Annotated in this window: 27 protein-coding genes and 1 riboswitch; of the genes, 9 read left to right on the plus strand and 18 right to left on the minus strand. The window is 63.8% G+C overall.

The features are described from left to right. Positions 1-208: 208 nt before the first annotated feature. The 11 genes from C2L65_RS14300 to C2L65_RS45490 all read right to left on the minus strand — a co-directional run bounded on the left by C2L65_RS14300 (position 209) and on the right by C2L65_RS45490 (position 8487). Entirely contained in the window at positions 209-523 is a 315-nt protein-coding gene (locus tag C2L65_RS14300) for an STAS domain-containing protein (protein ID WP_042313859.1), read from the minus strand. Next, positions 520-1152, minus strand: coding sequence for an MlaC/ttg2D family ABC transporter substrate-binding protein (locus C2L65_RS14305; protein WP_042313862.1), 633 nt, complete (start codon positions 1150-1152; stop codon positions 520-522). The genes C2L65_RS14300 and C2L65_RS14305 overlap by 4 nt, the downstream gene beginning before the upstream one ends. A gap of 137 nt (positions 1153-1289) precedes the next feature. Then, positions 1290-2222 (minus strand): MlaA family lipoprotein, encoded by a 933-nt coding sequence (locus tag C2L65_RS14310; RefSeq protein ID WP_042313865.1) that lies wholly within the window; start codon positions 2220-2222, stop codon positions 1290-1292. Between the two features lie 11 nt (positions 2223-2233). Then, positions 2234-2788 carry an outer membrane lipid asymmetry maintenance protein MlaD gene (gene mlaD / locus C2L65_RS14315; RefSeq protein WP_042313887.1) on the minus strand — a complete coding sequence of 185 codons (555 nt, stop codon included), beginning with the start codon at positions 2786-2788 and terminating at the stop codon, positions 2234-2236. A gap of 78 nt (positions 2789-2866) precedes the next feature. After that, complete coding sequence (mlaE, locus tag C2L65_RS14320) at positions 2867-3634, minus strand: lipid asymmetry maintenance ABC transporter permease subunit MlaE (RefSeq protein ID WP_042313867.1); 768 nt, start codon at positions 3632-3634, stop codon at positions 2867-2869. Next, complete coding sequence (locus C2L65_RS14325) at positions 3631-4452, minus strand: ABC transporter ATP-binding protein (RefSeq protein WP_042313870.1); 822 nt, start codon at positions 4450-4452, stop codon at positions 3631-3633. The genes mlaE and C2L65_RS14325 overlap by 4 nt, the downstream gene beginning before the upstream one ends. An 86-nt stretch (positions 4453-4538) precedes the next feature. After that, positions 4539-5660, minus strand: a complete 1122-nt coding sequence (thiE, locus tag C2L65_RS14330) for a thiamine phosphate synthase (protein ID WP_081921312.1) — start codon at positions 5658-5660, stop codon at positions 4539-4541. Beyond that, positions 5657-6481 carry a thiazole synthase gene (locus C2L65_RS14335; RefSeq protein WP_035988932.1) on the minus strand — a complete coding sequence of 275 codons (825 nt, stop codon included), beginning with the start codon at positions 6479-6481 and terminating at the stop codon, positions 5657-5659. The genes thiE and C2L65_RS14335 overlap by 4 nt, the downstream gene beginning before the upstream one ends. Before the next feature lie 42 nt (positions 6482-6523). Beyond that, a complete protein-coding gene (gene thiS, locus C2L65_RS14340; RefSeq protein ID WP_009771314.1) occupies positions 6524-6721 on the minus strand; it encodes a sulfur carrier protein ThiS in 198 nt (65 codons plus the stop codon). Between the two features lie 10 nt (positions 6722-6731). Beyond that, on the minus strand, positions 6732-7871 hold the full coding sequence (locus C2L65_RS14345; protein WP_042313873.1) for an FAD-dependent oxidoreductase: 1140 nt from the start codon (positions 7869-7871) through the stop codon (positions 6732-6734). Between the two features lie 230 nt (positions 7872-8101). Beyond that, positions 8102-8212, minus strand: a riboswitch (TPP riboswitch). Between the two features lie 47 nt (positions 8213-8259). Beyond that, positions 8260-8487 (minus strand): hypothetical protein, encoded by a 228-nt coding sequence (locus C2L65_RS45490; RefSeq protein ID WP_143036611.1) that lies wholly within the window; start codon positions 8485-8487, stop codon positions 8260-8262. Between the two features lie 41 nt (positions 8488-8528). On the opposite strand from C2L65_RS45490, the gene C2L65_RS14350 reads away from it, so the two are divergent. From C2L65_RS14350 to C2L65_RS14370, 5 genes are all read left to right on the plus strand, one after another. Next, entirely contained in the window at positions 8529-10262 is a 1734-nt protein-coding gene (locus C2L65_RS14350) for an ABC transporter ATP-binding protein/permease (RefSeq protein WP_042313876.1), read from the plus strand. Continuing rightward, on the plus strand, positions 10259-11032 hold the full coding sequence (locus C2L65_RS14355; protein ID WP_042313878.1) for an SDR family NAD(P)-dependent oxidoreductase: 774 nt from the start codon (positions 10259-10261) through the stop codon (positions 11030-11032). The genes C2L65_RS14350 and C2L65_RS14355 overlap by 4 nt, the downstream gene beginning before the upstream one ends. 196 nt (positions 11033-11228) lie before the next feature. Next, positions 11229-11726, plus strand: a complete 498-nt coding sequence (locus tag C2L65_RS14360; RefSeq protein ID WP_042313879.1) for a hypothetical protein — start codon at positions 11229-11231, stop codon at positions 11724-11726. A gap of 110 nt (positions 11727-11836) precedes the next feature. Then, on the plus strand, positions 11837-12364 hold the full coding sequence (locus tag C2L65_RS14365) for a hypothetical protein (protein ID WP_229512145.1): 528 nt from the start codon (positions 11837-11839) through the stop codon (positions 12362-12364). A 918-nt stretch (positions 12365-13282) separates the two neighbouring features. Continuing rightward, entirely contained in the window at positions 13283-14029 is a 747-nt protein-coding gene (locus C2L65_RS14370; RefSeq protein WP_009771308.1) for a response regulator, read from the plus strand. A gap of 124 nt (positions 14030-14153) precedes the next feature. Here the strand turns inward: C2L65_RS14370 and C2L65_RS14375 are convergent, their stop codons facing one another. From C2L65_RS14375 to C2L65_RS14390, 4 genes are read right to left on the minus strand one after another with little or no spacing between them, the layout of a single operon-like run. Then, positions 14154-14840: a flagellar basal body L-ring protein FlgH gene (locus tag C2L65_RS14375; protein WP_007739199.1), complete on the minus strand. Its 687-nt coding sequence runs from the start codon at positions 14838-14840 to the stop codon at positions 14154-14156. Positions 14841-14894: 54 nt separating this feature from the next. Continuing rightward, positions 14895-15620 carry a hypothetical protein gene (locus C2L65_RS14380; protein WP_042314539.1) on the minus strand — a complete coding sequence of 242 codons (726 nt, stop codon included), beginning with the start codon at positions 15618-15620 and terminating at the stop codon, positions 14895-14897. A gap of 30 nt (positions 15621-15650) precedes the next feature. Further along, on the minus strand, positions 15651-15860 hold the full coding sequence (locus C2L65_RS14385; RefSeq protein WP_042314572.1) for a DUF6726 family protein: 210 nt from the start codon (positions 15858-15860) through the stop codon (positions 15651-15653). 16 nt (positions 15861-15876) lie between these two features. Beyond that, positions 15877-16068: a hypothetical protein gene (locus C2L65_RS14390; RefSeq protein WP_042314540.1), complete on the minus strand. Its 192-nt coding sequence runs from the start codon at positions 16066-16068 to the stop codon at positions 15877-15879. Between the two features lie 408 nt (positions 16069-16476). On the opposite strand from C2L65_RS14390, the gene C2L65_RS14400 reads away from it, so the two are divergent. Together C2L65_RS14400 and C2L65_RS14405 are read left to right on the plus strand one after the other, a co-directional pair. Then, on the plus strand, positions 16477-17214 hold the full coding sequence (locus C2L65_RS14400; RefSeq protein WP_007739205.1) for a response regulator: 738 nt from the start codon (positions 16477-16479) through the stop codon (positions 17212-17214). 16 nt (positions 17215-17230) lie between these two features. Next, positions 17231-18535 carry an ATP-binding protein gene (locus C2L65_RS14405; protein ID WP_174485100.1) on the plus strand — a complete coding sequence of 435 codons (1305 nt, stop codon included), beginning with the start codon at positions 17231-17233 and terminating at the stop codon, positions 18533-18535. 209 nt (positions 18536-18744) lie between these two features. Here C2L65_RS14405 and C2L65_RS14410 read toward each other — a convergent pair whose 3' ends face one another. Continuing rightward, complete coding sequence (locus C2L65_RS14410; protein ID WP_052427000.1) at positions 18745-19704, minus strand: tyrosine-protein phosphatase; 960 nt, start codon at positions 19702-19704, stop codon at positions 18745-18747. A 372-nt stretch (positions 19705-20076) separates the two neighbouring features. Between C2L65_RS14410 and C2L65_RS14415 the strand changes: the two genes are divergently transcribed. Beyond that, positions 20077-21348: an MFS transporter gene (locus C2L65_RS14415; RefSeq protein ID WP_042314543.1), complete on the plus strand. Its 1272-nt coding sequence runs from the start codon at positions 20077-20079 to the stop codon at positions 21346-21348. A gap of 8 nt (positions 21349-21356) precedes the next feature. Then, positions 21357-22625: a D-amino acid dehydrogenase gene (locus C2L65_RS14420; RefSeq protein ID WP_042314544.1), complete on the plus strand. Its 1269-nt coding sequence runs from the start codon at positions 21357-21359 to the stop codon at positions 22623-22625. A 14-nt stretch (positions 22626-22639) separates the two neighbouring features. Here C2L65_RS14420 and thpR read toward each other — a convergent pair whose 3' ends face one another. Then, on the minus strand, positions 22640-23254 hold the full coding sequence (thpR, locus tag C2L65_RS14425; RefSeq protein WP_042314545.1) for an RNA 2',3'-cyclic phosphodiesterase: 615 nt from the start codon (positions 23252-23254) through the stop codon (positions 22640-22642). A gap of 1000 nt (positions 23255-24254) precedes the next feature. Continuing rightward, positions 24255-25721, minus strand: coding sequence for a glutamate synthase subunit beta (locus C2L65_RS14430; RefSeq protein ID WP_042314546.1), 1467 nt, complete (start codon positions 25719-25721; stop codon positions 24255-24257). Positions 25722-25780: the final 59 nt, after the last annotated feature.

Raw genomic sequence — 25780 nt, forward strand, 5'->3', positions numbered from 1 at the left:
GTTGCAACCGCTACGGCCGTTTCCGCGATGCGGGATGAAACGGCCACGCGCCAAAAAACGTTTGATTATAGGGCAAAAGTCGAACCGGCCGACTTGCCTTGGGAGAACGTGAGCCAGCGCAAAGGGTGAAACGCGGCGCAAGGCTCACTGACGCGAGAGCGTCAATGTCGTACGGGGCAACTGTGTTGCATGGGACCAGAGTAAGGCGCTAAAGCGCCAACTCTGGTCGACAGATCAGGGTATCGACACCGTAGGCTTGCGCGAGACTGGACAGCCCCGCAGGGAGGTTGACGACGACGAGCGGCGTACCACGCGCGCTCGCCGCGCGTTGCCATGCGAGCAGCACGGCCAGCGCCGACGAATCGAATTGCGTGAGCGCCGCGCAGTCGACCGCCGTCGCGCCGCTGCCGATGCGCGCGAGACCCGCCGCGAGTGCAGCCTTCGCGCTCGCGTGGGTCAAGGTGCTGCCGGTTTCGAACGTGTTGACGGCCGTGCTTACCGGCGCGCTGACAAAGTTGTTCACGACTGTTTGCCGTTCGCGAGTTGCTGGTTGCGTGCCGTCAGGAACTGGATCAGACCGTCGACACCGCTCTTCTGGATCTGCTCGTTGAACTGCTGCTGGTACGCCTGGATCAGCCATGCGCCGAGCACGTTCAGGTCATACACGCGCCAGCCTTGCGGCGTCTTGTACAGACGGTAGTCGAGTTCGACGGGCGAGCCGTTGTTCATCACGACCGAGCGGACCACCACGTCGGTGTCTTCCGGGCTCGCGCGGAACGGCTTGTACTGGATTTCCTGGTCCTTCACCTGAGCGAGGGCGCCCGAATACGTACGGATCAGCAGCGTCTTGAACTGCTCGACCACGGCATTCTGCTGCTCCGGCGTCGCCGTGCGCCAGTTGCGGCCCATCGCGAGTTGCGTCGTGCGGCGGAAGTCCGTGTACGGAAGAATCTTCTCGTTCACGAGCTTCGTGACAGCATTGATGTTGCCGCTCTGGATCGTCTTGTCGGCGCGCACGGCGTCGATCACCTGCTGCGTGACGGTCCTGACCATTGCGTCGGGATTGCTGCTATCGACGGCTTGCGCGGACGCCGCGCCACTGAACGCAAAGAGAGCTGCAATAAACGGGATAAAGAAGAAGAATTTTTTCATTTCCAGTCCTGCAAAAAAATTTAGCTTAGCTTGGAGGCGACGATATCACGCGAGTTCAGCCGTCATCCACGCCCAAACTGCGAGAAACGTATCCGAGTGTTACGACAGACGGATACGCCGCTCGCATTTGTTATGCCTCAGTGCAGCTTCAGCGACGGGTAGCCGAAGTGCGCCGGCGGTACGATCTGGCCACCGGGGACGGTCGGCGGCGCATCGGTGCCCGACGCCGGCTGCGCGGCACCCGCTGGCTCGTTCGAAGACGCACCCGAAGCCGCCTCCGGCGCCGAAGCCGGCGTGGGTGCGGGCGCAGTTGCCGCGCCGCCATCCACGTCTTCGTATTTCGGCAGCGGCGCTTCGCTACCGTAGTCCGGCAGCCCCGTCGACGCATTGCCGCCCGTCAGCAGATAGCGGCGGCGCTGCAGATACGCGTTACGCACGAACGAGTATTTGTCGAGCGCCGCGCCTTCGAGCACGTCGCTTGCGTTCAGCAGGTTCGCGCGCGTGTTGACCACGTTCAGACCGTAGAGCGCCCAGCTCACGCTATCCGGCTGCACGTACGTGAGCGGATTGATGAAGTAGTTGCCCACCATGCCCACGCCGTCGCGCACCGTGCTCGGCCCGAACAGCGGCAGCACCAGATACGGACCAGGCGGCACGCCATAGTGACCGAGCGTCAGGCCGAGGTCGTTGTCGTGCTTCGGCAGCTTCGCGAGCGTGGCGACGTCGAACAGGCCGCCGACACCGAAGATCGTGTTGATCACGATCCGCATGATGTCCGATACGCCATCGGCGATCTTCAGCTGCAGCAGGTTGTTCGCCGCGATGTACACGTCGCCGATGTTCGAAAAGAAGTTCGTGACGCTGTCACGCACCGGTTGCGGCGTGACAAACACGTAGCCCTTCGCGACCGGCTTCAACGCGTACTTGTCGAGCGTGTCGTTGAACGTGAAGACCGTACGGTTGAAGCCCTCGATCGGATCTTCCTTCGTCGGGTTCTGAACGGTTGCGCAACCCGCCAGCGCTGCCACCGCCAGCGTGATCCCCGCGACACGTAAGCGTGTCGTGTTCATTGTTATTCTCCTTATTGGCCCGATGCGCCCGAAGCGGCTGCGGCCGAAGCCGCAGGAGCCGGGTCTGCCGGCGCGGGCGCCGCAGCAGATGCGCCGGGTTTGGCAGCGCCCGAATCCGCTGCCTTGCTATACAGGAACTGTCCGATCAGATTCTCCAGGACGATAGCCGATTGGGTCATCGTGATCGTGTCGCCGGCTTTCAGCATTTCGCTGTCGCCACCCGGCTCAAGACCGATGTACTGCTCACCCAACAGGCCCGACGTCAGAATCTTCGCGGACGTGTCTTTCGGAAACTGATACTGCTTGTCGATATCGAGCGTCACGAGCGCCTGATACGAATTGCTGTCGAAGCCGATCGATTCGACGCGGCCCACCGTCACGCCCGCGCTCTTCACGGGCGCGCGCACCTTGAGGCCGCCGATATTGTCGAACTTCAGCTTGACCGGGTACGTCGCCTGAAACGACAGCGAGCTCATGTTGCCCGCCTTCAGCGCGAGGAACAGCAACGCGACGAAGCCGAGCACCACGAACAGACCTACCCAGAAATCGAGAGCAGTTTTTTTCATCGTCATCCCAAAGAGAATCTATGCCGCTGCGGCGCAAGCGCTGCGCGGCGCACCGCGCGAAGGTTGGCTCGCCACCGCCTAGCTGAACATCAGCGCGGTCAGCAGGAAATCGAGACCGAGCACGGCCAGCGACGCGTAGACGACTGTCTTGGTCGTCGCGCGCGACACGCCTTCCGGCGTGGGCTTCGCTTCGTACCCTTGATAGAGCGCGATGAACGTCACCGCGAAGCCGAACACGATGCTCTTGATCACGCCGTTGCCGACGTCGCGATACGCATCGACACCGCCCTGCATCTGCGACCAGAACGCGCCGGCGTCGACGCCGATCATCAGCACGCCCACCACGTAGCCGCCGAGCACGCCCACCGCGCTGAAAATCGCCGCGAGAATCGGCATCGAAATGATGCCCGCCCACATGCGCGGCGCGACGACCACTTTTAAAGGATCGACGGCCATCATTTCCATTGCCGTCAGTTGCTCGCCCGCCTTCATCAGGCCGATTTCGGCCGTGAGCGACGTGCCCGCGCGACCGGCGAACAGCAGCGCCGTCACGACGGGCCCGAGTTCGCGCACCAGCGACAGCGCGACCAGCAGACCGAGCGCCTGTTCGGAACCGTAGCGGTTGAGCGTGTAGTAACCCTGCAAGCCGAGCACGAAGCCGACGAACAGCCCCGACACCGCGATGATCACCAGCGAATAGTTACCGACGAAGTGGATCTGCTTCGTGACAAGACGCGGACGGCGCAGCAACGGGAAGAATTCGAGCACGAGGCGCACGAACATGCGCGTCGCATAACCCGTCTGTCCAAGCCCGCAGATGACGGAACGGCCGATGAAGCTGATCATGCGCGGCCTCCGCCGATGCCGAAATCCGCCGCGAGCGGCGTGCTGCTCGGATAGTGAAATTTGAACGGACCGTCGGGCGTGCCGTCGATGAACTGGCGCACGGTCGGGTCCGTCGATGCACGCAGCTCGGCGGGCGTGCCTTCGGCGAGGACTCCGCCGTTCGCGAGAAAGTAGACGTAATCGGCGATCGCGAACGACTCGGGCACGTCGTGCGTGACGAGGATCGAGGTCGCGCCGAGCGCCGTGTTGAGCGCGCGAATCAGGTTGGCCGTGATGCCGAGCGAAATGGGGTCGAGACCGGCGAACGGCTCGTCGTACATCATCAGTTCGGGATCGAGCGCGATGGCGCGGGCGAGCGCCACGCGGCGGGCCATGCCGCCCGAAATCTCCGACGGCGCCAGATCACGTGCGCCGCGCAGCCCGACCGCGTTGAGTTTCATCAACACCAGGTCGCGGATCAGTTCTTCGGGGAGGTCGGTGTGCTCGCGCAGGGCGAACGCGACGTTTTCGAACACCGACATGTCGGTGAAAAGCGCGCCGAACTGGAACAGCATGCCCATCTTGCGACGCAGCTCGTACAGGCCTTCACGCGTCTGCGCGCCGATGTCCTGCCCGTGGAACAGCACCTGGCCGCGCTGCGCGCGCACCAGGCCGCCGATCAGCCGCAGCACGGTCGTCTTGCCGCACCCCGAGCCGCCCATGACCGCGACCACCTGGCCGCGTTTGAAGCGCAGATTCAGGTTCGACAGGACGAGCCGCTCGCCGTAGCCGAAGTCGACGTCGCGCAGTTCAAGGAGGGTCTCGGAAGAGGAAGGCACGTAACTGACAGTCCTTTTACACGGAAGGCCGAATTATAGGGCCTTCGTGCAAACCCTGCCTTGACGACGCTAACGATTTAACTTTTCTAAACTTTTTGTTGCAAAAACGCCTTTTGTAACGCCACCGCGGCTGACGCGGGATCGGTGGCTTCCGTGATCGCGCGCACGACGGCGGCGCTTTTCACCCCGGTAGCGAGCACTTGCGGCAGCACATCGCCGCTAATTCCGCCGATTGCGACGAGCGGCACGACGCCTTCCAGCAGTTTCACATAGCGCGCGAGCCTTGCCAGACCTTGCGGCGCGGTCGGCATGACTTTCGTCGTGGTCGGAAACACGGCGCCAAGCGCGATGTAGCTCGGACGGAAGTGCAGCGCGGTCAGCATTTCGTAGTAACCGTGCGTCGACAGGCCGAGGCGCACGCCTGCCTTCGACAAAGCGTGCAGATCCGCCGTATGCACGTCTTCCTGGCCGAGGTGGACGCCGTACGCGCCCGCGTCGATGGCCGCCTGCCAGTGATCGTTGATGAAAACGCACGCGTCGTGCTCGCGGCCCGCCGCAACCGAGCGCGCGATTTCCCGCTTCAGTTCGTCCGGCTCTGCCGTCTTGCGACGCAGCTGCAACGTCTTCACGCCGAAGCCGGCAACGCGCTCGACCCATTCCGCCGTCGGCAGCACGGCATAGATGCCGAGTGCGTCCGGGCACGCCGCAAAAGCTTGCGCAGGCGCGTCCGGCAAACCGGCGACACGCGGGAAGCGCGAGATGTCACACGGCCACGCATCGTCGGATTTCGTCTCGTCGCCGTCGCGCCACGCGAGCGCGAGCACCAGCGCATCGTGCGGATCGAAACCGCAATCGAGAAACGCGGCGAGCGCGGCAATCCAGTCTTCCGCGAGATGGCCTTCCAGCTGATAGCGCACGCCGCCCAGATGCAGCACCGCGCGGCCCGCCGCCGCCTCGATCACGCCCGCGCCCTGCGTCTGCCAGCGCGCGATCTGCTCGACGTGCTGCTCGCTGCTTTGCTTAAGGTCGGTGAAGACGATCAGGTCGCCGCCATTCGCGTCGTCGGGCGCTGTCAGGCAGATGCGCCAGTTAACGTGCGTAGGCGGCCAGTCGCCGAGGCGTGCGCGGATGCGTTCGGCCGCTTCCGTGAGTTCGTCGGCGGGTGGCCAGAACAGGTCGCGGCCCGCGAGTTTCAGAGTCTCCGTCATGCCGCAGCGCTCCCATCCTGATGCCAGAACGGCATGCCGACGACGGGCGTGCTCGCATGGGCAGTTTCACGTTCGGCCATCGGGCCAGCCAGATAAGCCTCGCGGCCCGCTTCCACGCCCATCGCAAAGGCGCGCGCCATCGTCTCCGGATGCGTAGCCTGCGAGACGGCCGTGTTCAGCAGCACGCCGTCGAAGCCCCACTCCATCACCTGGCACGCATGCGACGGCACGCCAAGGCCCGCGTCGACGATCAGCGGCACGTCGGGCAAACGCTCGCGCAGCACGCGCAAGCCATACGGATTCACGACGCCCTTGCCCGTGCCGATGGGCGCGCCCCACGGCATCAGCGCTTCGCAGCCCGCATCGAGCAGACGCCGGCCGATCACGAGATCTTCCGTGCAATAAGGCAGCACCTTGAAGCCGTCCTTCACCAGTTGCGCAGCCGCTTCGATCAGGCCGACCGGGTCCGGCTGCAGCGTGTAGTCGTCGCCGATCAGTTCGAGCTTGATCCAGTCGGTGTCGAAGACTTCGCGCGCCATGTGCGCAGTCGTCACCGCCTCGCTCACCGTCTGGCAGCCGGCCGTGTTCGGTAGCAGCGGCACGCCGTGGCGCTTGAGGAGATCGAAGAAGCCGGCTTCCGCGCCGCCCTCGCTCATCTGCCGGCGCAGCGCGACCGTCACCATGCCCGGCTTCGACGCCGCGATCGAATCCGACAGCGACTGCAGCGACGGATAGCGCGACGTGCCCAGCAGCACGCGGCTCTGGAAGGTTTCGCCGTAAAGCGTGAGCGCGTCGGCGGGTGCGTTCGCGTGTGAGTTCATTGTGTGATTCCTTGTCAGTGGCTTGCGTCGCGTGGTCCGGCCTCAGCCGCCCGCGACGGGATGCACGACGTCGAGCTTGTCGCCCGCCTGCAACGCACGCGCCGCATGCTGCCCACGCGCGACGAAATTGCCGTTCAGCGCGACGGCGAACGGCGGCCGCGCGCCGTACGCGCTGAGCGCGTCGGCGACAGTCGCGCCTTCGGGCAGCGACAGCGGCTTCTGGTTGATCTGGATGTCCATGTCTATGAGTTCAAACATTGAGAGTGACAGCGGCCTCGCGGTCCAGCCGGAACAACTCGCTCCAGCGCGCGTTGCGCTGCCAGTCGGTGAAACCGTCGGAATCGGCGACGCGGCCATCGAGCAGCGCCGACGCGAGCCGAACCGCTTCGCCCGCGACTTCGGGCACGATCATGTAGCCGTGCCGGTACAGCCCGTTCACGCGCAGCGTGCTCGCGCCGTCCCACAGCAGCACGGGACGGTGGTCGGGCAACGTCGGCCGGCATTGCGAGTTCAGTTCCAGAATGCGCGCCTCGCCGAAACCGGGATGCACCGAAAACGCCGCGCTCAGTAATTCGAGCGCCGAGCGCACGCTGACGGGCGACATGTCCTCGCCCTCCACTTCCGTCGCGCCGATCACGTACAGATCGTCCTGCTTCGGCGCGATATAGAGCGGATAGCGCGGATGCAGCAGCCGCACCGGACGCGTCAGATCGATGCCGGGCGCGTGGACGCGCGCGACTTCGCCGCGAATGCCGCGCAGGGTCGGCATGACAGGCTTCGCGCCCAACCCGCGGCAATCGATCGTGACCTTCGCGGGCGGCAACGCGCTGTCGTTGACGGACGTATTCCAGTGCGTCTCGACGCCGCGTTGTGCCAGCCCCGCGGCCAGCGCCGACAGCACCTGGCGGTTATCGAGCTGGCCTTCGTGCGGCAGCAGCCAGCCTTGCGTGAAGCGGCCGGCGAGCGCGGGCTCGGCCGCGCCGACCTGCGCGCCCGCTAGCGCGACGAGTCCGCCATCGAGCAGTTCGGCGGGCGCGTTGGCGCGCAGCCGACGCTCGAAGAGCGGCGCCTCGGCGCGATCGCTGTGATGCCAGACGATCAGCGAGCCGTTGCGCTGGAAAAACACCGGCTCAGGCAATTGCGCGAGCAAGGTCGGCCACGTTTCCAGCGACGCCGCGCCCAGCCGCGTAATCAGCAGTTCGGCGCTGGCGGCCTCGGCGAGCGGCGCGAGCATCGCGGCGGCGACCCACGCGGCCGCCTGCGAGCCGGCCGCGTCGCCGCGCTCATAAAGCGCAACGCGATGCCCCTCGCCCGCAAGTTGCCAGGCGACGAGGCGTCCGCACAGCCCGCCGCCGATCACGGCGAAATCCGGTTGAGCAGAAGTCCTCATCGTGTGGCTCCGAAGCAAGCCTCGCGCGTCGCAAACCGAGCGCCCACGGCGAAACGACGGGCGAAACCCGCAGCAATAAAGCGAATAGGTGAAGAATGAGCGGTCATCAAATCCTTTCCGTACGGCAAAGTGCGCACGTACCCAAGGACGAAACCGGCGGGCAAGGCCTGCCGGGCATGGGCGCTCACAAAAAACGGGAACGCCGCCCCGGCGGAAGGAGAACTTCCAGGAAATACTTCCCGAAAACTTCCCGCGCCGGTATTACCCGGATCGGGTGCGAAGGGTCTCTCTCAGCCTCGCTGCAGCGACTGCCAGCGCACGAAGCACCCCTGTTTCGTCCGGACCATTAGACCATAAAAGCTGCGCGCGCCGCAAACCCGGGCAGACCTCAATCGGCCGCGGCTGATTTTGGCGAGGTTCCCTGTTGCTCTGGCACAATGGCACGCGTCAATGCGGACGGAACGCCGCGCCACTGCAAGGCCTTTGTCGGGTTGGCGAGGCCGCGCCGAGGCACGGTGAAACGTCCGCTTAAGTTCAGATTAAGTCGGTGCCGGAACAATCGCAGCCGGGCCACCCACTCGACGGGATGCGACAGCAGCACCATGCCGCTGCGCATGCATCTCGCCGCCGCCCGGCCGACCGTATGAAAGGATGCTTATGATCGACAACTCGAAAAATCCGTCGGACATCACCGCGTGGGGCCTCATCAAGCCCTACTGGGTGTCCGAGGATCGGTGGAAAGCGCGGGGCCTGCTCGCGCTCGTCATCGCGATGAATATGACGATGGTCGCGGCCAACGTCTGGTTCAACACCTGGCAGCGCACGTTCTTCGACGCGATCCAGCAATACAACTATCCCGTCTTCAAATATTCGCTGCTGCAGTTCACGGTCATTGCGCTCGCACTGATCCTGCTCGGCTCGTACCGGACGTACTTCCGGCAAATGCTCGAATTCCGCTGGCGGCAGTGGCTCACCAACCGCTATCTGAACGACTGGCTGGGCGACCGCGCGTACTACCGGATCGAACGCGACAATCTCGCCGACAACCCCGACCAGCGGGTTTCCGCCGACCTGCAAGGGTTGGCCAGCGCCTCGCTGAATCTGTCGCTCGGCCTGCTGTCGACCACGGTCACACTGTTCTCGTTCATCGTGATCCTGTGGAACCTGTCGGGCGCGTTCGCGTTCCACATGTTCGGCACGGAGTTTTCGATTCCGGGTTACATGGTGTGGGCGGCGCTGATCTACGCGGCAGCCGGCTCGTGGGTCACACATAAGGTCAACCATCCGCTGGTGTCGATCAACTACCAGCAACAGCGTGTGGAAGCCGACTTCCGTTTCTCGCTGATCCGCATCCGCGAGAACGCCGATCAGATCGCGCTGTATCAGGGCGAGCGTTCGGAAGAGCAGCAGCTCAAGGGCGTGTTCTCACACATCCGCGAAAACTGGCGCCTCATCATGCGCTTTACGCGACGCTTCAACATCGTCGTCATCAGTTACTCGCAGCTGGCCATCGTCTTTCCGTACATCGCGGCTGCGCCGAAGTACTTTTCGAAGAGCATCTCGTTCGGCATGTACCAGCAGGTGACGGGCGCGTTCGGCACGGTCAGCGATTCGTTCTCCTGGTTCATCAACAATTACGATTCGCTCGCCGAGTGGCGCGCCACCGTCAACCGTCTGCGGGAATTCAATCGCGTGATGCGTTCGCAGCATCTGCATGAGTCGGTCGTTGAAGGCACCGCGCACGGCGGCATCAACGTTCACGTCACGGATGCTGATTCGATCGAAGTGACGAATCTTCGTCTGCAGCGTCCCAACGGCGAGCCGATGGCGAACGTCGGCTCGTTCACCATCGCGCCGAAAACGCGCTGGCTGGTGCGCGGGCCTTCGGGCGCGGGCAAGAGCACGTTGATGCGCACGCTCGCGGGCCTGTGGCCGTTCGGCGAAGGCACGATCGAAAAGCCCACGGATGCCAAGCTGCTGTTCATCCCGCAGCGCAGCTATCTGCCCATCGGCACGCTGAAGGCGGCGCTCTGCTATCCGTCGGAGGCTTCCGCCTATTCGGATGAAGCGTGCCGCGAAGTGCTCACCGTGTGCCGCTTGCCGGAACTCGCGGACCGCCTGGGCGAATCGACGCATTGGGAACGCTCGCTGTCGCCGGGCGAGCAGCAGCGTCTTGCCGCAGCACGCGCGTTGCTGCAACAGCCCGACTTCCTGTTCCTCGACGAAGCGACGAGCGCGCTCGATCCCGAGAACGAAAGCATCATCTACAACGCGCTGATCGAGCGTCTGCCGAATGCGGCGATCGTCAGCGTCGCGCATCGCAAGACGCTCGAAGCGTTCCACGAGCACACGCTGTTCATCGAGCGCGCGGTCGAGCGCGAGGCCGCGTGAGCGACGCGCCGTTCGAGCGCGTCGTGCTGGTGACGGGCGCGGGCTCCGGCATCGGTGCCGCGCTCGCCCGGAACATCGCGGCGCCGCGTGTCGCGCTGATGCTGCACGCGCGCGGCGCGGACGACGCATCGCGTGCGCGGCTCGATCAGGTCGCGGCGACCTGCACGGCGAGCGGCGCGACGTGCGCAACGGTGCTTGCCGATCTCGCCGAACGCGGCGCATCCGAGCATGCCGTCCATCAGACGCTCGCGCGTTTTGGCGCGCTCGACCAGATCGTCGCCAATGCGGGACACGCGCAGCGTCAAACCATCGGCACGCTCGATTTCGATGCGCTCGCGGAGTCGTTCGCGGCGATGCCCGCTGCGTTCGGCGCGCTCGTCAAACGGGCGGCGCCTGCGCTCGAAACATCGAAACGCGGACGCGTCGTGGCCGTGAGTTCGTTCGTCGCGCATCGCTATCGCGCGGACTCGGCGTTTGCGGGTACTGCCGCCGCGAAGGCCGCGCTGGAGTCGCTGGCAAAAACGGCGGCAGCCGAACTGGCGCCGCACGGCGTCACGGTGAATTGCGTCGCGCCGGGTTATACGCGCAAGGATCGCGGACCGAGCGCGGAGAATGCGCCCGCGTGGACGCGTGCGGCGGAGGCGACACCGCTCGGGCAGGTCGCCGAACCCGACGACATTGCCGCGCTGATCGTCTTTCTGCTTTCCGACTCTGCGCGTCACATCACGGGTCAGGTGATTCACGTCGACGGCGGGCTGACGCTCGGCTGAGCGTCGCGCGAGCCTTAAGCGCTCACAGTCAGCGCAACATCCTGAAAGACTCTCGAACAGTTCGAAAGCACTTCCGAAGCGCATGCGCTGTTCCGTGCTTTGCGCGCGGGCATTTCCAGCGACGATTGCATCGTGGGCCAAACGCTCCCCTGGCGCAGCCCGCGACGCAAACTCAACGTCACTGGAAATACCTGCCATGTCATTCGACCGCCGCCTCCCCTCGCTTTCCCGTTTGTCTCTTCGTATCGCGCAGTCCGGCCGCGACGCCGCGCTGACGGCCACGGCCGTGCTGCTGTTCGCGACGGCAGCGAACGCCGCGCAGACCGCGCCCGTGAAACAGGCCGAACCCGCCGATGTCTGCCCCGCGCTGTCGCACATCGTATCGTCCGCCGATTTCAAGAAGCTGCGCGACGAGCCTGCTGCGACGCTGCCGGGCGTCGATCCGATCGATGACTGCCGCGCCAACGCGCATTCGTACGACTGCCGCTGGCGCGCGCACTGGGAAGCCGACGGCTTCGTCAACGATCCGCTCGAAGAAATCGGCGCGGATATCGCCGCGTGCTTCCCGAACGTCGTGCATGACATCAACACGCCGACGCGCCAGCACTTCATCGTGAAGACGGCCGACCGCCGCGTGAGCGTCACGGCGAGCGTGCAAGGTCAGAACGAACTGCGTCTGCGCATTGCGCGCTGAGTGTTCTTGACACGACCTGACGTCATCTCAATCAGCCTGTTCGCGAGCGCATCGTGATCGCCTCTTCATTCGCGCATGTTTTGCGGTTCTTGCTCGCGGCGTGTTGTTTGATGTCGCTGGGCGGGTGCGCGTGGACGCTGATTACGGCCGCCGATGCGACGGGGTCCGTGATTCAGGCGGGCTATGCGATCGCTTCGAACTATTCGTCGCCGACCTTTATCAACGGACGGCGCGCGAAGATCAGCACGGTTTGCATCGAGGTGAACCAGCTGGTTTCGGTTGGCGACTTCGTGCCGGCGTTGCAGCTTGCGCTTGATAAGCGCGGGATTCGATCTGACGTGTATAACCCGGGGACGTCGCCGGCTGGCTGCGAGGCGCGGCTCGTGTATAACGCTTCGGTCGATTATGGGCGCCGCTCGTTTAGTGACGAACCGATGCAGTATCTTTCCATGATCGATCTCACGCTGATTCAGCATGGCCGGATTCTTGTTACCGCGCGGTATCAGACGGGTGGGCTTGGGGTCGATCGGTATTCGAGTGCTTCGGTGAAGCTGGATGGGTTGATCGATAAGATGGTCGTGAATCAGATCGCTGATTTGCAGGTTGAGACTATTCAGACTTCTGCCATCGGGAAGTAGTGCTCCGCAGGGGCGTTGCCGGGCGGGTGTTGTTTGCCTTTGCGCTTCGCGCGGTGCCGGTCGGTGTGTCTGCCTTTGCGCTGGCATCCGCGAATTGTTAGCGTGCTACAAGCGTCGCCCCTGTGCGGGGCGGCACCTACTTTTCTTTGCCGCCGCAAAGAAAAGTAGGCAAAAGAAAGCGGCTAACACCGCCAACATTTCTTCTTGCCTGAGGGCCCCCAACCGGTCCCTCACTTCACGTGGCAACTTCTCGATTCAAGTTCGTTGCCAGCGCTCTTGCAGTGCGCCTCACCCGCTTCACGCTCCCGCGTTTCAGCATGCCTTGCCAGATAGTCCACCGCCGCCCAGGTGGCAAACTGTGTGTAGGCCCAAGTGCTCCACGCGCTTCACTTCGGACCGGTAGTACACGCGTCCCACCCTGTAAGAGCGCCACGCTATACGACGCGACAACCTACACACAGTTTGCCACCTGGGCGGCGGAAACCATTCGCTGCCACTAGCCCGTGCATGGGAATGCGAAGCGGGTGAGGCACTCATTGAACGCGTTGGCAACGCACGCGAGCAAGGACACTGCCGTACGAAGCATAAGACCCGTTGGGGGCCCTCAGGCAAACACTAGAACTGGCGGTGTTAGCCGCTTTCTTTTGCCTACTTTTCTTTGCGGCGGCAAAGAAAAGTAGGTGCCGCCCCGCACAGGGGCGACGCGTGAAGCGAGCTAACAAATCGCGGATGCCAGCGCAAAAGCAGACACACCGCCCGGGCCCCACCAGCACACAAAAAGCAAAACCCAGACACCCGCACAACGGCAAAACCCCACCCAGCGTCGCAGACAAAAAAAACCAAAACCTCTTACGCATGAAAGATTTCGAAAGCACCCCCAGCTTCCGCGCGAAGCGCACCCCAACTACTATCGCCAGGATGAACTCATCCATTATGGTCGTCGACGACGACCCCGTCGTCCGCGACATCGTTCGCGACTATCTGCAAGGCCGTGGCTTCACGGTGTCCGTGCTCGAGAACGGCATGGCGCTGCAACAGGCGCTGCAGCACGAACGTCCCGCGCTCGTCGTGCTCGACATCATGATGCCCGAGCTGGACGGTATCAGCGCATTACGCGCGCTGCGCCTCGCAGGCGACAACATCCCCGTGATCCTGCTGACCGCGCGCGCGGATGTGATCGATCGCGTGATCGGTCTCGAACTGGGTGCGGACGACTATCTCGGCAAACCATTCGATCCGAGCGAACTCGTCGCGCGCATCCGCAGCGTCCTGCGCCGGCGCGAAAGCGCAGCGCCGAGCGCGCCCGAAAATCGCGCGCCATATCGCTTCGGTCGCTTCGAAGTGAATTTCCCCGCGCGCGAACTGCGCCGCGACGGCGAACGCATCGCCCTGCGCTCAAGCGAATTCGCGATGCTCAAAGTGTTCGTCTCGCACGCGATGACCGTGCTCACGCGCGCGCAACTGCTCGAAAAACTGCACGGCGGCACCGATACGCACCGCAATCGCAGCCTCGATGTGTCGATCTGGCGCTTGCGCCGGCTGATCGAAGTCGATCCGTCCGAACCGCGCTACGTGCAGACCGTGTGGGGCAAAGGCTATGTGTTCGTGCCGGATGGCGAGATCGGCGCAGCGGAGCGTTACGACGCGCCCGTCGCGAATCTCTGACACGGCGCAACGCCGCGCTTCACGAATGCATCGGCAAGCGCCGACAGCCTGCGCGCCAACGCAGGAAAGAACGCGCGAATGAACGCGACAACCAACGCGCAAGCCGCATCGCCCGCGCAAAGCATCAGAACGTCAACACGCTCATGAACATGCGCTGCAGCCAGCCAAGCGTCGTCGAATCGGCAAGCATGCCCTGCCCCGCCTGCTCGATGCGTGCATTCGCCACCTTGCTCGACGCGACGTAGTTCCCTGACTCGATATCCTTCGGGTTCACGATGCCCGACAGACGCAGCCGGTCACGGTTGCCGCCCATCGAAATCAGCTTCTCGCCCGACACCACCAGGTTGCCCGTCGGCATCGTGCCGATCACCGTGACGGCGAGCGTGCCCGTCATGCCGCTCGTGTCGGCAATCGATCCCTGCCCCTTGAACGTCGTGCTCGCCGAGCCGATGTTGAACAGGCGCGCCAGACGCGCCGCCGTACCCGTCGATTTGTCGGCGGCTTCGGCCGTGATGTCGCTCGCGCGGCTCGCCTGCGCATTCGTGCTGTTCGAGCCGGTGTACGACTCGGACAGACGGATTGTCAGCACGTCGCCGATATGCTGCGCACGCGGCGTCTCGTACAGCAGAATCCCCGTGCCCGCCTGAAAGATCGCGCCCTGCGTGTTCACGTTGAGCGGCGCGGTCGACAGCGGCGGCAGCATCGGCGTGTCGACGATCGAATCTTTCGTGGCGCCGCAACCGGCTAGCGCGTAGAAAACGGCGGCGCTCGTCAGCACGGCGGCGGCGCGTGGCATGTGCATGGCGTTCATGGTGTGTCGTGCCTCTGCGTGTGATTAAGCGATGAAGCCAATCGAAATCTCCCGTCAACCCGCGTCGGGACTGCTCGCCTGCCATTGCCGCACGACCGACTTCATATACGCGTCGGGGTCCTTCAACAGGTAGATGAGCGTCGCGTTGTGCGTCGCGGGCAACAGGCACAACGTGATCGAACTCACGTCGTTTTCCCAGATGTAGACAGGCAGCTGGCCAGCCGTCGGCGAGCTGACCTGTGTCGCGGTACGTGGCGCGCCGTAGCGGTCCTCGAACGCGTCGCGCAGATCGTCGGCCGTGATCTCGTCGATCACGAACGAAATCTCGTACAGACGGAAGCCACTCTGCCCATCGACGCGCACGAAGCGCAGCACATGCTCGTCAGCAGGCGTGCCGTCCACGACGGCACGCGATACTTCCCACCCGTCGGCCGCGCGATGCGCCCATTGGCACGCGATCGTCAGGCTCTGCGACGTCTTCAACCGCATGCCGAGCGAGCCCGCGACGTTGTCCGTCTCGCAGACAGGCACGCTGCCGAGCGGCGTCGCGCGCACCCGCGAGACGGCCCGAAATTCGTCGAGCGTGATGCCGAGCGGAATGCCGCGAAACGCGAACGGCTTGTCGACGGTGCGCTTTTTCGCGCCGATCGCCGACATGCGCAGCGCGGCCGCCTGTTGCGGCGGCAACATGTTCTGCGCGCTCGCCACGAACGGCATCAGCGCACAGGACACGGCCACGGCGCATGCGGTCAGCACGCGCCCGATCGAAGTGAGTTGCATGGCTCGCCTCGCGTAACTGATGGCAGCAGCTCAGTCGATGGCTGCGGCACAGGCGTCGAACGGCGTCGCAGCCACATGGCCGACGACGGGCAGAATCTTCAGCGTCGCCGAGGTCAGCCGGCACGGCAGCGCCGCGACGGCGCAACCGTCGAGCGGCAGCACCGCCGCGCCCACGGCCGACCACATCGCGAGGCGCGCAGCAGCGCGTCTTACGCGCGTGTAAATGCGTGATTTCGGCACGACGAACTCCGGCACGTCAGGCCGTCGTGTTGACGTGATTGCCGACCATGCCGACGGGCGACGCGGGCGTTTGCGTGGCGCTCGCCTTGTCGCCCGTCGCCGTCGCGGTGGCTGTCGTGGACGTGCCGCGCGCGGACGGCTTTTCAGCAGCGGAGGGTCGGGCGATGCTTTGCAGTTGCGTGGTGAAGTGGTTGTTCTGAACAGTCATGGCAAACCTCGTGAAGTGCGAGAGTCTTCGGGATCGCCGTGCGCCCGTTCGCGAAAGCATCGCTGAGTCCGGCGCACACGGCGGCGTGTGGCGTAGCGAATGATCCCGTCTGCCTCGTTGTCACGATGGCTCAAGCAACGCACGTATTTCTGAGGTACTTACGACCGCTTGCGAATGCACGCGAAATCTTTCCAAACCCGCACAATGCAGAGGTTTTCGCTCAACATCCGGAAGGCGCGCGTGACAGAAATATTGCGGACTGCAACGCGCGCGGCGGACCGCGCCGCCCCGCCCGGCAAGGAAGGCTCGCGAAGCCGCGCGCCGCGCGCACGCTGCATGAGAGTTTGAGTAAGTGTTGGTAAGGAAAGCTTCAACCGCCGCGCAGCCTTGCCGGACTAGAATTTCGGTATGAATCCACAGGTCCTCATCGTCGACGACGATCCCGTCGTGCGCGATCTGCTTTGCCGCTTCCTGCAATCGAATGGCTACGATGCATCCGTGCTGCATGACGGCACGCATCTGCAACGCCGTCTCGAACGGGAGCGGCCTTCCGTCGTCGTGCTCGACATCATGATGCCGAACACCGACGGCCTGCGCGCGCTCACAGCATTGCGCGCGGCCGGCGACGACATTCCCGTGATCTTCGTGACGGCGCGCGGCACGGTGGCCGATCGCATCATCGGGCTGTCGCTGGGCGCCGACGACTATCTGACGAAGCCATTCGATCCACGCGAGCTGCTCGCGCGCATCCAGACGGTGCTGCGCCGGCGCGGCCCGGCGACGACGAGCGCGCCGGAAGCGCGCAAGCGTTATCGCTTCGGTCCGTTCGAACTCGACTTCGCGACGCGCACGCTGTCACGCGACGAGACACGCGTCACGCTGCGTGACAGCGAATTCGCGCTGTTGAAGATCTTCGTCAACAATCCATACAAGGTGCTGTCGCGCGTGCTGATTCACGATCTCGTGCATCGCGACGACCTGCCGTTCCGCGACCGCAGTCTCGATGTGCCTATCTGGCGTCTGCGCCGCGTGATCGAAAACGATCCGTCGAACCCGTGCTACGTGCAGACGGTGCGCGGCAAGGGCTACGTGTTTGTCCCCGACGCGGACCCCAATGGCGCGCCCTTTGCCGCCGATCCCGCGTGATTCTCGCGTGACCCGTATCAGGAATCCGCTGAATACGCTGTTCGGCAGGATGGCGTTGCTGTCGTCGGCGGTGCTGTTTGCAATTCAGGCTGGCTGGTTCGTGCTGGTCGTGATGCAGCCGCCGCATCACGAGGTGGACGGCTACGCACGCGGCATTCTGCTCGCGTTGCAGGCCGCGAACGGCGAGCCCGTCAACGGCGCCGACGTCGCGCCGGCGCTGCGCGTGCATCTGGTGCCGACATGGAACATGCCGGCCACCGTCCATCTCGAGCCGCCGACGCGCAGGCCGTTCGTCGAACTCACGCGCCATTTGCGCGCGAGCCTGCCTCCCGGCACCGAGATTGCCGTCGACGACACGCATATGCCGCGTCTGTGGGTGCGCTTTCCGCGCAAGTCGATGTGGGTCGTGATACCCGTCGATGTTCCGCCGCGTCCGCGCTTCGTAATCGAATCCGTGTCGATGCTGCTTGCCGCGCTGCTGCTGTCGCTGCTCGCTGTCTGGCAGATGCAGCGGCCGCTCACGCGCGTCGCGCATGCGGCGCGCGCGTTCGGCGCGGGCAGCCGGCCCGAGCCCGTCTCCGAACGGGGTCCGCGAGAACTGCGCGATCTGATCGGCTCGTTCAACGACATGATGCGGCGCCTGAACGAAGCGGGCGACGATCAGGCCGTGATGCTCGCTGGCGTCGCGCACGATCTGAAAGCGCCGCTCACGCGTCTGAAGCTGCGCGCAAGCGTGCTCGCCGACGAGAACGAACGCGCGGGCCTGATCCGCGACGTCGATTCGCTGACGAATATCGTCCAGCAGTTCCTGGAGTTCGCGGGACAGTCGGCGGAATCGGGACCGATGACGGAAGTGGACGGTTTCCTGCGCGAGCAGTTTTCTTCCACGGATGGCAATGAAGGCGATGAAGCCGACGATAGCGACAATGGCGAAGCGCCGCTTTTCAGGCTCGATCTTCAGGCCGGTTCGCGCTTCACGCTGCCGCGCACGCTGCTGGACCGGCTCGTCACCAATCTCGTCGACAACGCGTTCGAACATGGTGCGCCGCCCGTCGAAATCGCGACGTCGCGCGACGAGCTGCAATGGTTCATCGACGTCCGCGATCATGGACCGGGCATTCCCGAAGACCGCATCGCGGCCGCGATGAAGCCGTTCGTGCGGCTCGATGCGGCGCGCGGCGGCGAAGGGCATTGCGGGCTCGGCCTCGCGATCGTCGTGCGTCTTGCGCATCATCGCGGCGGCAAGTGTACGGTGGAGAATCACCCGGAAGGCGGACTCCATGTGCGCGTCGCGCTGCCTGTCGTCGTGCCGGAAGCGTGAGGCGATTCCAGGCCGTGAATAGCGGCTAACGCACGTTGGACACGTTGCTCACGTTACGTACACGCCATTTGCGCTTACCTTGCCTTACGGTTGCGCCATTTCACCGCGTTGCGGACCTATAGTGCAATCCGGCGTCCTCGGCGCCTCCCTGTTCGGTCCGTCCTGCTGCCACCTGGGACGGGCCGTTTTTTCTTTGCGCGCCGGAAAAGTCAGAGAAGAAGGCGGTCACGCAACGTATCGACCGTCGATGTCGCGAGGCCAAGCCCGCGCGTGAGATAGCCCGACATCGTGCCGTAGCTGGATTGCACCTGATCGAAGGACGCCTGCAAATAGCTGCTCTGCACGCTCGCAAGCGGCTTTTCCGCATTCGCGGCCAGATCGCCGCTCTGCTGGCGACGCGCCTCGACGCGCGCCGAAATCGAATTCGCCATATACGTGTTCGACAGCAGATAGTCCTGCATGATGATGTCGAACGGCACGTTGGCGATGCTCAGCAAGAGCGCCGCGGCCCAACCCGCGCGGTCCTTGCCCGCGCTCGAATGAATCAGCTGTGGGCCGGCCGTGCTGGCGAGTTGCGAAAGCAACGAGCCGAATGCCGCGCGCTGCACGGCATCCGTCACGTAAAGCCGCTGTGCGCGCTCCATCGAAGACACCGCGCTCCCCTCGCTATCCAGCATGGGTGTGATGACATCCTCGCGTCCTGTGACGTTGACCTTCACGTATGCCGCGTTGGCAGGCAGCGCGTCGGATGCGCGCTCGATCTCGCCGGGCGTACGCAGATCGTAGACAGCCGTAATGCCGAGCGAATCGAGCACGGCTGCATCGGCGGCGTTTTGCGTCAGCGCATTCGAGCGGAAGAACGCGTTGCGCCGCACGACGCGGCCATCGACGGTCGGATAACCGGCCGCCGTCCCACCCACGTCACGAAAGTTTTCAAGCGACGCGAGACGCGGCGTCGGCGCCTGATCCGAGCCCGCGTTGTTGCCGCCGCACGCCGTCAGCAGCGTGCTACTCATGCCGGAAAGCAACAGCGCACCCGCCGTGCTCTTCAGGAAGCGGCGGCGCGACGCGAGCGGCGCTCGCGCGTGCGATGGCGCCAGCGCAATCGGCAAGGCGTAGAGACCGTGCGCAGCGGCGAGCGAAATGTCCGCTTTCGCAGAGGAAGTCATCGTTGTGTCTACAAGGTGCGGCGCGAGTGCCGCGCGCAAATGCGAAAGACGCACGCGGGTCACGTGCAGGTTTGACGAACCGATCGACAGTGTAATTAACCGCATGGGTCGATCACTTACGGCGTCGACGTGCAGTGTAATGGACGAAAACAGCTCGAGGGTTACACAGTAGCAATCAGTAAGGAATCGCAATGTGCGCGCCTCGCCCACCGTTCCTGCCATGTGAGACGCGGGCTGAAATACGGGCGCGCTTTTTTTGCCGCGCATTGGCCGCAATCGAGGCGGACCGTAGAATACAAGCCACTTGCGGCACGCCGGACGAACATCAGAATCACAACAGCAACCCACGTACACGGGATCACAGGAGAGGGGATGGCGTCATTTCAGTGGTTTACCGAGTTGTCGACGCGCGAAAGGCGCACACTCTACGCGGGCTTCGGCGGCTATGCCGTCGACGCGTTCGACTTCATGATCTACTCGTTCCTGATTCCGACGCTGATCGCGACGTGGGGCATGTCGAAAAGCGAAGCGGGGATGATTGCGACGAGTTCGCTGATCTCGTCGGCGATAGGCGGCTGGATGGCGGGCGTACTCGCCGACCGCTATGGCCGCATCCGCGTGCTGCAATGGACGATCGCGACCTTCGCGCTGTTCACCTGCCTGTCCGGCTTCACGCACAACTTCTGGCAACTGCTGACGACGCGCACGCTGCAAGGCATCGGCTTCGGCGGCGAGTGGTCGGTGGTGACGATCATGATGGCGGAGACGATCCGCTCGCCGCAGCATCGCGCGAAGGCCGTCGGCACCGTGCAGAGCAGCTGGTCGTTCGGCTGGGGCGCGGCGGCGATTCTGTACTGGGCGTTCTTCGCGTTGCTGCCCGAAGAATATGCGTGGCGCGCGTGCTTCTGGATCGGCATCTTGCCCGCGCTGTGGATCATCTATATCCGCCGCAACGTCAGCGATCCCGACATCTACATCGCGACGCGCCGCGCGCGCGACAGTGGCTTCGACACCTCCCACTTCCTGCAGATTTTCTCCGCCGCACACCTGAAAACGACGATCCTCGGCAGCGCGCTGTGCAGCGGAATGCTGGGCGGCTACTACGCAATCACGACCTGGCTGCCCACTTACCTGAAGACCGTGCGCCATCTGTCAGTGTTCAACACGAGCGGCTATCTGGTCGTGCTGATCGTCGGTTCGTTCATCGGGTATATCGTCGGCGCGATTCTTTCGGACCGGATCGGGCGGCGCGCGTCGTTTATCCTGTTCGCGATCGGCTCGTTCCTGCTGGGCATGATCTACACGATGCTGCCCATCACCGATGGCGCGATGCTGCTGCTCGGTTTTCCGCTCGGCATCGTCGTGCAGGGAATATTCGCGGGCGTTGGTGCGTATCTATCTGAGTTGTATCCGAATGCGATTCGCGGCTCGGGACAGGGTTTCTGCTATAACCTCGGGCGCGGTGTCGGCTCGTTCTTTCCGATTCTGGTCGGCACGCTGTCGCAGACGATGACGCTCGTGAAGGCGATCGGCATCGTCGCAGGCTCGGGCTATCTGCTCGTCGTCGTGGCGGCGCTGGCGCTGCCCGAAACGAAGGGCAAGTCGCTTGCGGCCGAAAGCCCGGAATCGGCGGAACACGTGTAATACCACCCATGCAAACGATCGTTCTCGGCGGCGGCATCATCGGTGTCGCCACCGCTTTCTACCTGCGCGAGCGCGGCTGCGACGTCACCGTGATCGAGCGCGAATCTGACGTCGCGCTCGCGACGAGTTTCGGCAACGCGGGCGTGATCGCGCCCGGCTACGTGACGCCGTGGGCCGCGCCCGGCATGCCGTTCAAGATCCTGAAGTATCTGTTCAAGCCCGCATCGCCGCTGATCTTCCGGCCGACCTTCGATCTCGCGCAATGGCGCTGGATCGCGCGCTGGCTGCGCGAATGCGATCTCGCGCGCTTTCGCGTCAACAAGCAGCGGATGCAGCGCATCGCGTATTACAGCCGCGAATGTCTGCGCGAGTTTCGCGGGCATCATCCGTTCGAATACGGACGCAGCCAGGGCTATCTGCAACTCTTTCGCACGGCGTTCGACGTCGAACTCGCACAGCCCGCGCTTGCCGTGCTGCGTGATGCGGGCATCAGGCATCGTGAAGTGAGCGCGGCCGAATGCGCCGAGATCGAGCCGGGACTGCGCTGGGCGCGTCAGGCACCGTTGAGCGGCCTCTATCTACCCGACGACGAAGCGGGCGACTGCGCACGCTTCACGCGCGAATTGCGCGCGATCTGCGAGGCGAACGGCGTGCGCTTTCGCTTCGACACGCGCGTGACGGCGCTCGACGTGCGTGGCCGCGCGGTGCATGGCGTGCATGTCGAGAGCGCGGCGGGCAGCGAGACGCTGGTGGCGAATGCCATTGTCGTGGCGGCGGGCGTCGATAGCGCGGATCTGCTTGCGCCGCTTGGCGTGAAAGTGCCGCTGTATCCCGTGAAGGGCTACTCGGCGACGCTGCAGATCGTCGACGATGAAAAGTCGCCGCGTGCCGCGTTGATGGACGAATCGTTGAAGACGGCGATCACGCGGTTCGGGCCGAATCTGCGCGTCGCGGGTACGGCCGAGCTTGGCAACCGGCAGACCACATTGCGCGAGCAGGCGCTGCAGACGCTGATGAAAGTGCTCGACGACTGGTTTCCGCATGCGACGGCGCCCTCTTCCGCGCAGTTCTGGGTTGGACGCCGTCCGATGACGCCCGATGGCGCGCCGTTGCTAGGGCCGTCCGGCATTGACGGGTTGTGGATCAATCTTGGACATGGCTCGACGGGCTGGGCGATGTCGCTGGGGTCGGGGCGGGTGGTCGCGGATCTGATTACGCGGCGCGAGCCGGAAATCGATCTGGATGGGTTGACGTTGGAGCGGTATCGCGGGTCGTGATCTTGTCTTGCGCGTCACGCGTAGACGACGGGCACGCTTGCCAGTGATCGATATCGCGCGCCGGTGCGAGCCAGCGTGCTCGAATAGAGCGTCAACGAGTCGAAGCGGGCGATCAGCTCGTGTTGCAAGTCCATTGCGGGGCCGACTGCCGCCGCGTCCTGGCGGTAACGCGCGAGCGTTACGTGTGGCCGGAATGTGCGGGCATCGACGGGCAGGCCTAGCGCGATCATCGACGAGCGCACGCGCCAGTCCAGCGCGGTGAATTCATCGGACATGGCGAGTGTCGCGACCGTCAGGCGCGGGTGTGAGGCGCGCGGCCAATGTTCGATTTTTGTTATTGGCGTGAGCTTGAGTGGCACTGTCTCGTGCGTTAGCGATTCGATCAGCGGTGCGGCTTTTTCTTGTGGTAGTACGCCGATGAACGTTACCGTCAGGTGCAATTGTTCGTAGGGGACGCGGCGCGCAGTCGTGGGGATGTCGATGGACGATAGCGCGTCGCGGGTCGCCGTGTCGGGGACTAGCGCTATGAAGCAACGCTGGTAGTCATGCTGATCGGTCAGTTCGCTATTCGGGTCTGAGGCGGACCCGGCGCTTTCTTTTTGGTCTGGCTGCGGATCGGTGCGTTGCATCGTAGCTCTCCTGGCGCGTTCCCGCTCATCGACACTTTATGCCTGTTCGATCGTGTCTGCGATGGGTGGTTCGGTTTGGGTTTCGCTTTCGGTGGCATCCGCGATTTGGTTTGCGCTTTCGTGGGCATCCGCGTGATGCCTTACCCGTTCATGCGTCGCCGCTCGGTATGTTTGCCCTTGCGTTGGCATCCGCGATTTGCCTTCGTGCTTCAAGCGTCGCCCCTGTGCGGGGCGGCACCTACTTTTCTTTGCCGCCGCAAAGAAAAGTAGGCAAAAGAAAGCGGCTAACACCGCCAGCTCTTGTGTTTGCCTGAGGGCCCCCACGGGGTCCTACGCTTCACACGGCAACACCCTGATTTGATGTTAGCTGCCAACGCTTTGAATGGACGCCTCACCCGCTTCACACGCCCGCACAACGACTGGCGGCAGCGAATCGTTTCTGCCGCCCAGGTGGCAAACTGTGTGTAGGTTGTCGCGTCGTATAGCGTGGCGCACTTACAGGGTGGTACGCGCGCGCTATCTGTCCGGAGTGGTGCGTTTATGGTGCGAACGCCTACACACAGTTTGCCACCTGGGCGGCGGTGGACTATCTGGCACGGCGTGCTGCGACGCGGGTGCGTGAAACGGGTGAGGCGCTCATTTAGAGCGCTGGCAACGAACGTGGGTCACGTGATTGCCGTGTGAAGTGAGGGACCGGTTGGGGTCCCTCAGGCGGGGAGAAATGTTGGCGGTGTGAGCCGCTTTCTTTTGCCTACTTTTCTTTGCGGCGGCAAAGAAAAGTAGGTGCCGCCCCGCACAGGGGCGACGCTTGAAGCTAGATAACAAATCGCGGATGCCAGCACAAGGTCAACCATACCGAGCAGCGACGCATGAACGGGCAAGTCATCACGCGGATGCCCGCGCAGCAAAGCGCGAACACCAAACCGCCCGCGCCGCGAAGGCGTCAAACCAAAAACGCCCTCGCATACGCAAACAACCAGCGTCGTAGACAAACAAAAAACTACCTCGGCAATTCAGAATGCCCCATCAGATAAGCATCAACTGACCGCGCACACTGCCGCCCTTCGCGGATAGCCCACACTACGAGAGACTGTCCACGCCGCATATCACCCGCGGTGAACACCTTATCGACCGACGTGTAATAAGCCTTATCACCTTCGGTGGAAGCACGCACATTCCCACGCGCATCCTTATCAACGCCGAAGGCCTCAAGCACAGGCGAAACCGGCTGCGTAAAGCCCATCGCCAGCAACACGAGATCGGCCTTCATTTCGAATTCGGAATCGGGCACTTCGACCATCTTGCCGTCCTTCCATTCGACACGCGCCGCGATCAGCTTCTCGACCTTGCCGTTCTTGCCTTCGAAGCGCTTCGTAGCAACCGCCCAATCGCGTTCGCAGCCTTCCTCATGCGACGACGACGTGCGCAGCTTGACTGGCCAGTACGGCCACACGAGCGGCTTGTTTTCCTCTTCCGGCGGCTGCGGCAGCAACTCGAACTGCGTAACACCCTTCGCGCCATGACGGTTCGACGTGCCCACGCAATCCGAACCCGTATCGCCACCGCCGATCACGACAACATGCTTGCCCTTCGCGAGCAACTGATCCGCAACCTTGTCGCCCGCATTGACCTTGTTCTGCTGCGGCAAAAACTCCATCGCGTAATGAATGCCCGCAAGCTCGCGTCCCGGCACAGGCAAATCACGCGGCGTCTCGGAGCCGCCCGTCAGAATCACGGCATCGAACTGATCCTTCAGTTCCTCAGGCGTGATGGTTTCCTTCGCAGTGTTGCCGATGTGCGCCGGAAGCGGGTCCTTGCCGACGAACACATTCGCACGGAACGTCACGCCTTCCGCTTCCATCTGGCGCATGCGGCGGTCGATCAGCCACTTCTCCAGCTTGAAGTCGGGGATGCCGTAACGCAGCAGGCCGCCAACGCGGTCGTTCTTCTCGAACACCGTCACGTCATGACCGACGCGCGCGAGTTGCTGCGCAGCCGCCATACCCGCCGGGCCCGAACCGACGACGGCAATCTTCTTGCCCGTCTTGTGCTTCGGCGGCTGCGGCGCGACCCAGCCTTCCGTCCACGCCTTGTCGATGATCGCGTGCTCGATCGACTTGATGCCGACCGGGTCGTCGTTGATGCCGAGCGTACACGCCGCTTCGCACGGCGCCGGGCAGATGCGGCCCGTGAACTCGGGGAAGTTGTTCGTCGAATGCAGGACTTCGATCGCGTTCTTCCAGTCCTGACGGAACACCAGGTCGTTGAAGTCCGGGATGATGTTGTTCACCGGGCAGCCGTTGTTGCAAAACGGGATGCCGCAGTCCATGCAACGCGCGCCCTGAATCTTGGCTTCGTCGTCGGTCAATGCCGCGACGAATTCCTTGTAGTGCTTCACACGCGTGAGGGGTGCTTCGTACGCCTCGTGGCGGCGTTCGAACTCGAGAAAACCGGTTGCCTTGCCCATGTGGTTCTCTATGTCTATCTAAATCGGTGAGGGGATCGGCGCCCGCCGCTTTGCGCTTT

The sequence above is a fragment of the Paraburkholderia terrae genome, assembly GCF_002902925.1.
GTDB classification, from domain to species: Bacteria; Pseudomonadota; Gammaproteobacteria; order Burkholderiales; family Burkholderiaceae; genus Paraburkholderia; species Paraburkholderia terrae.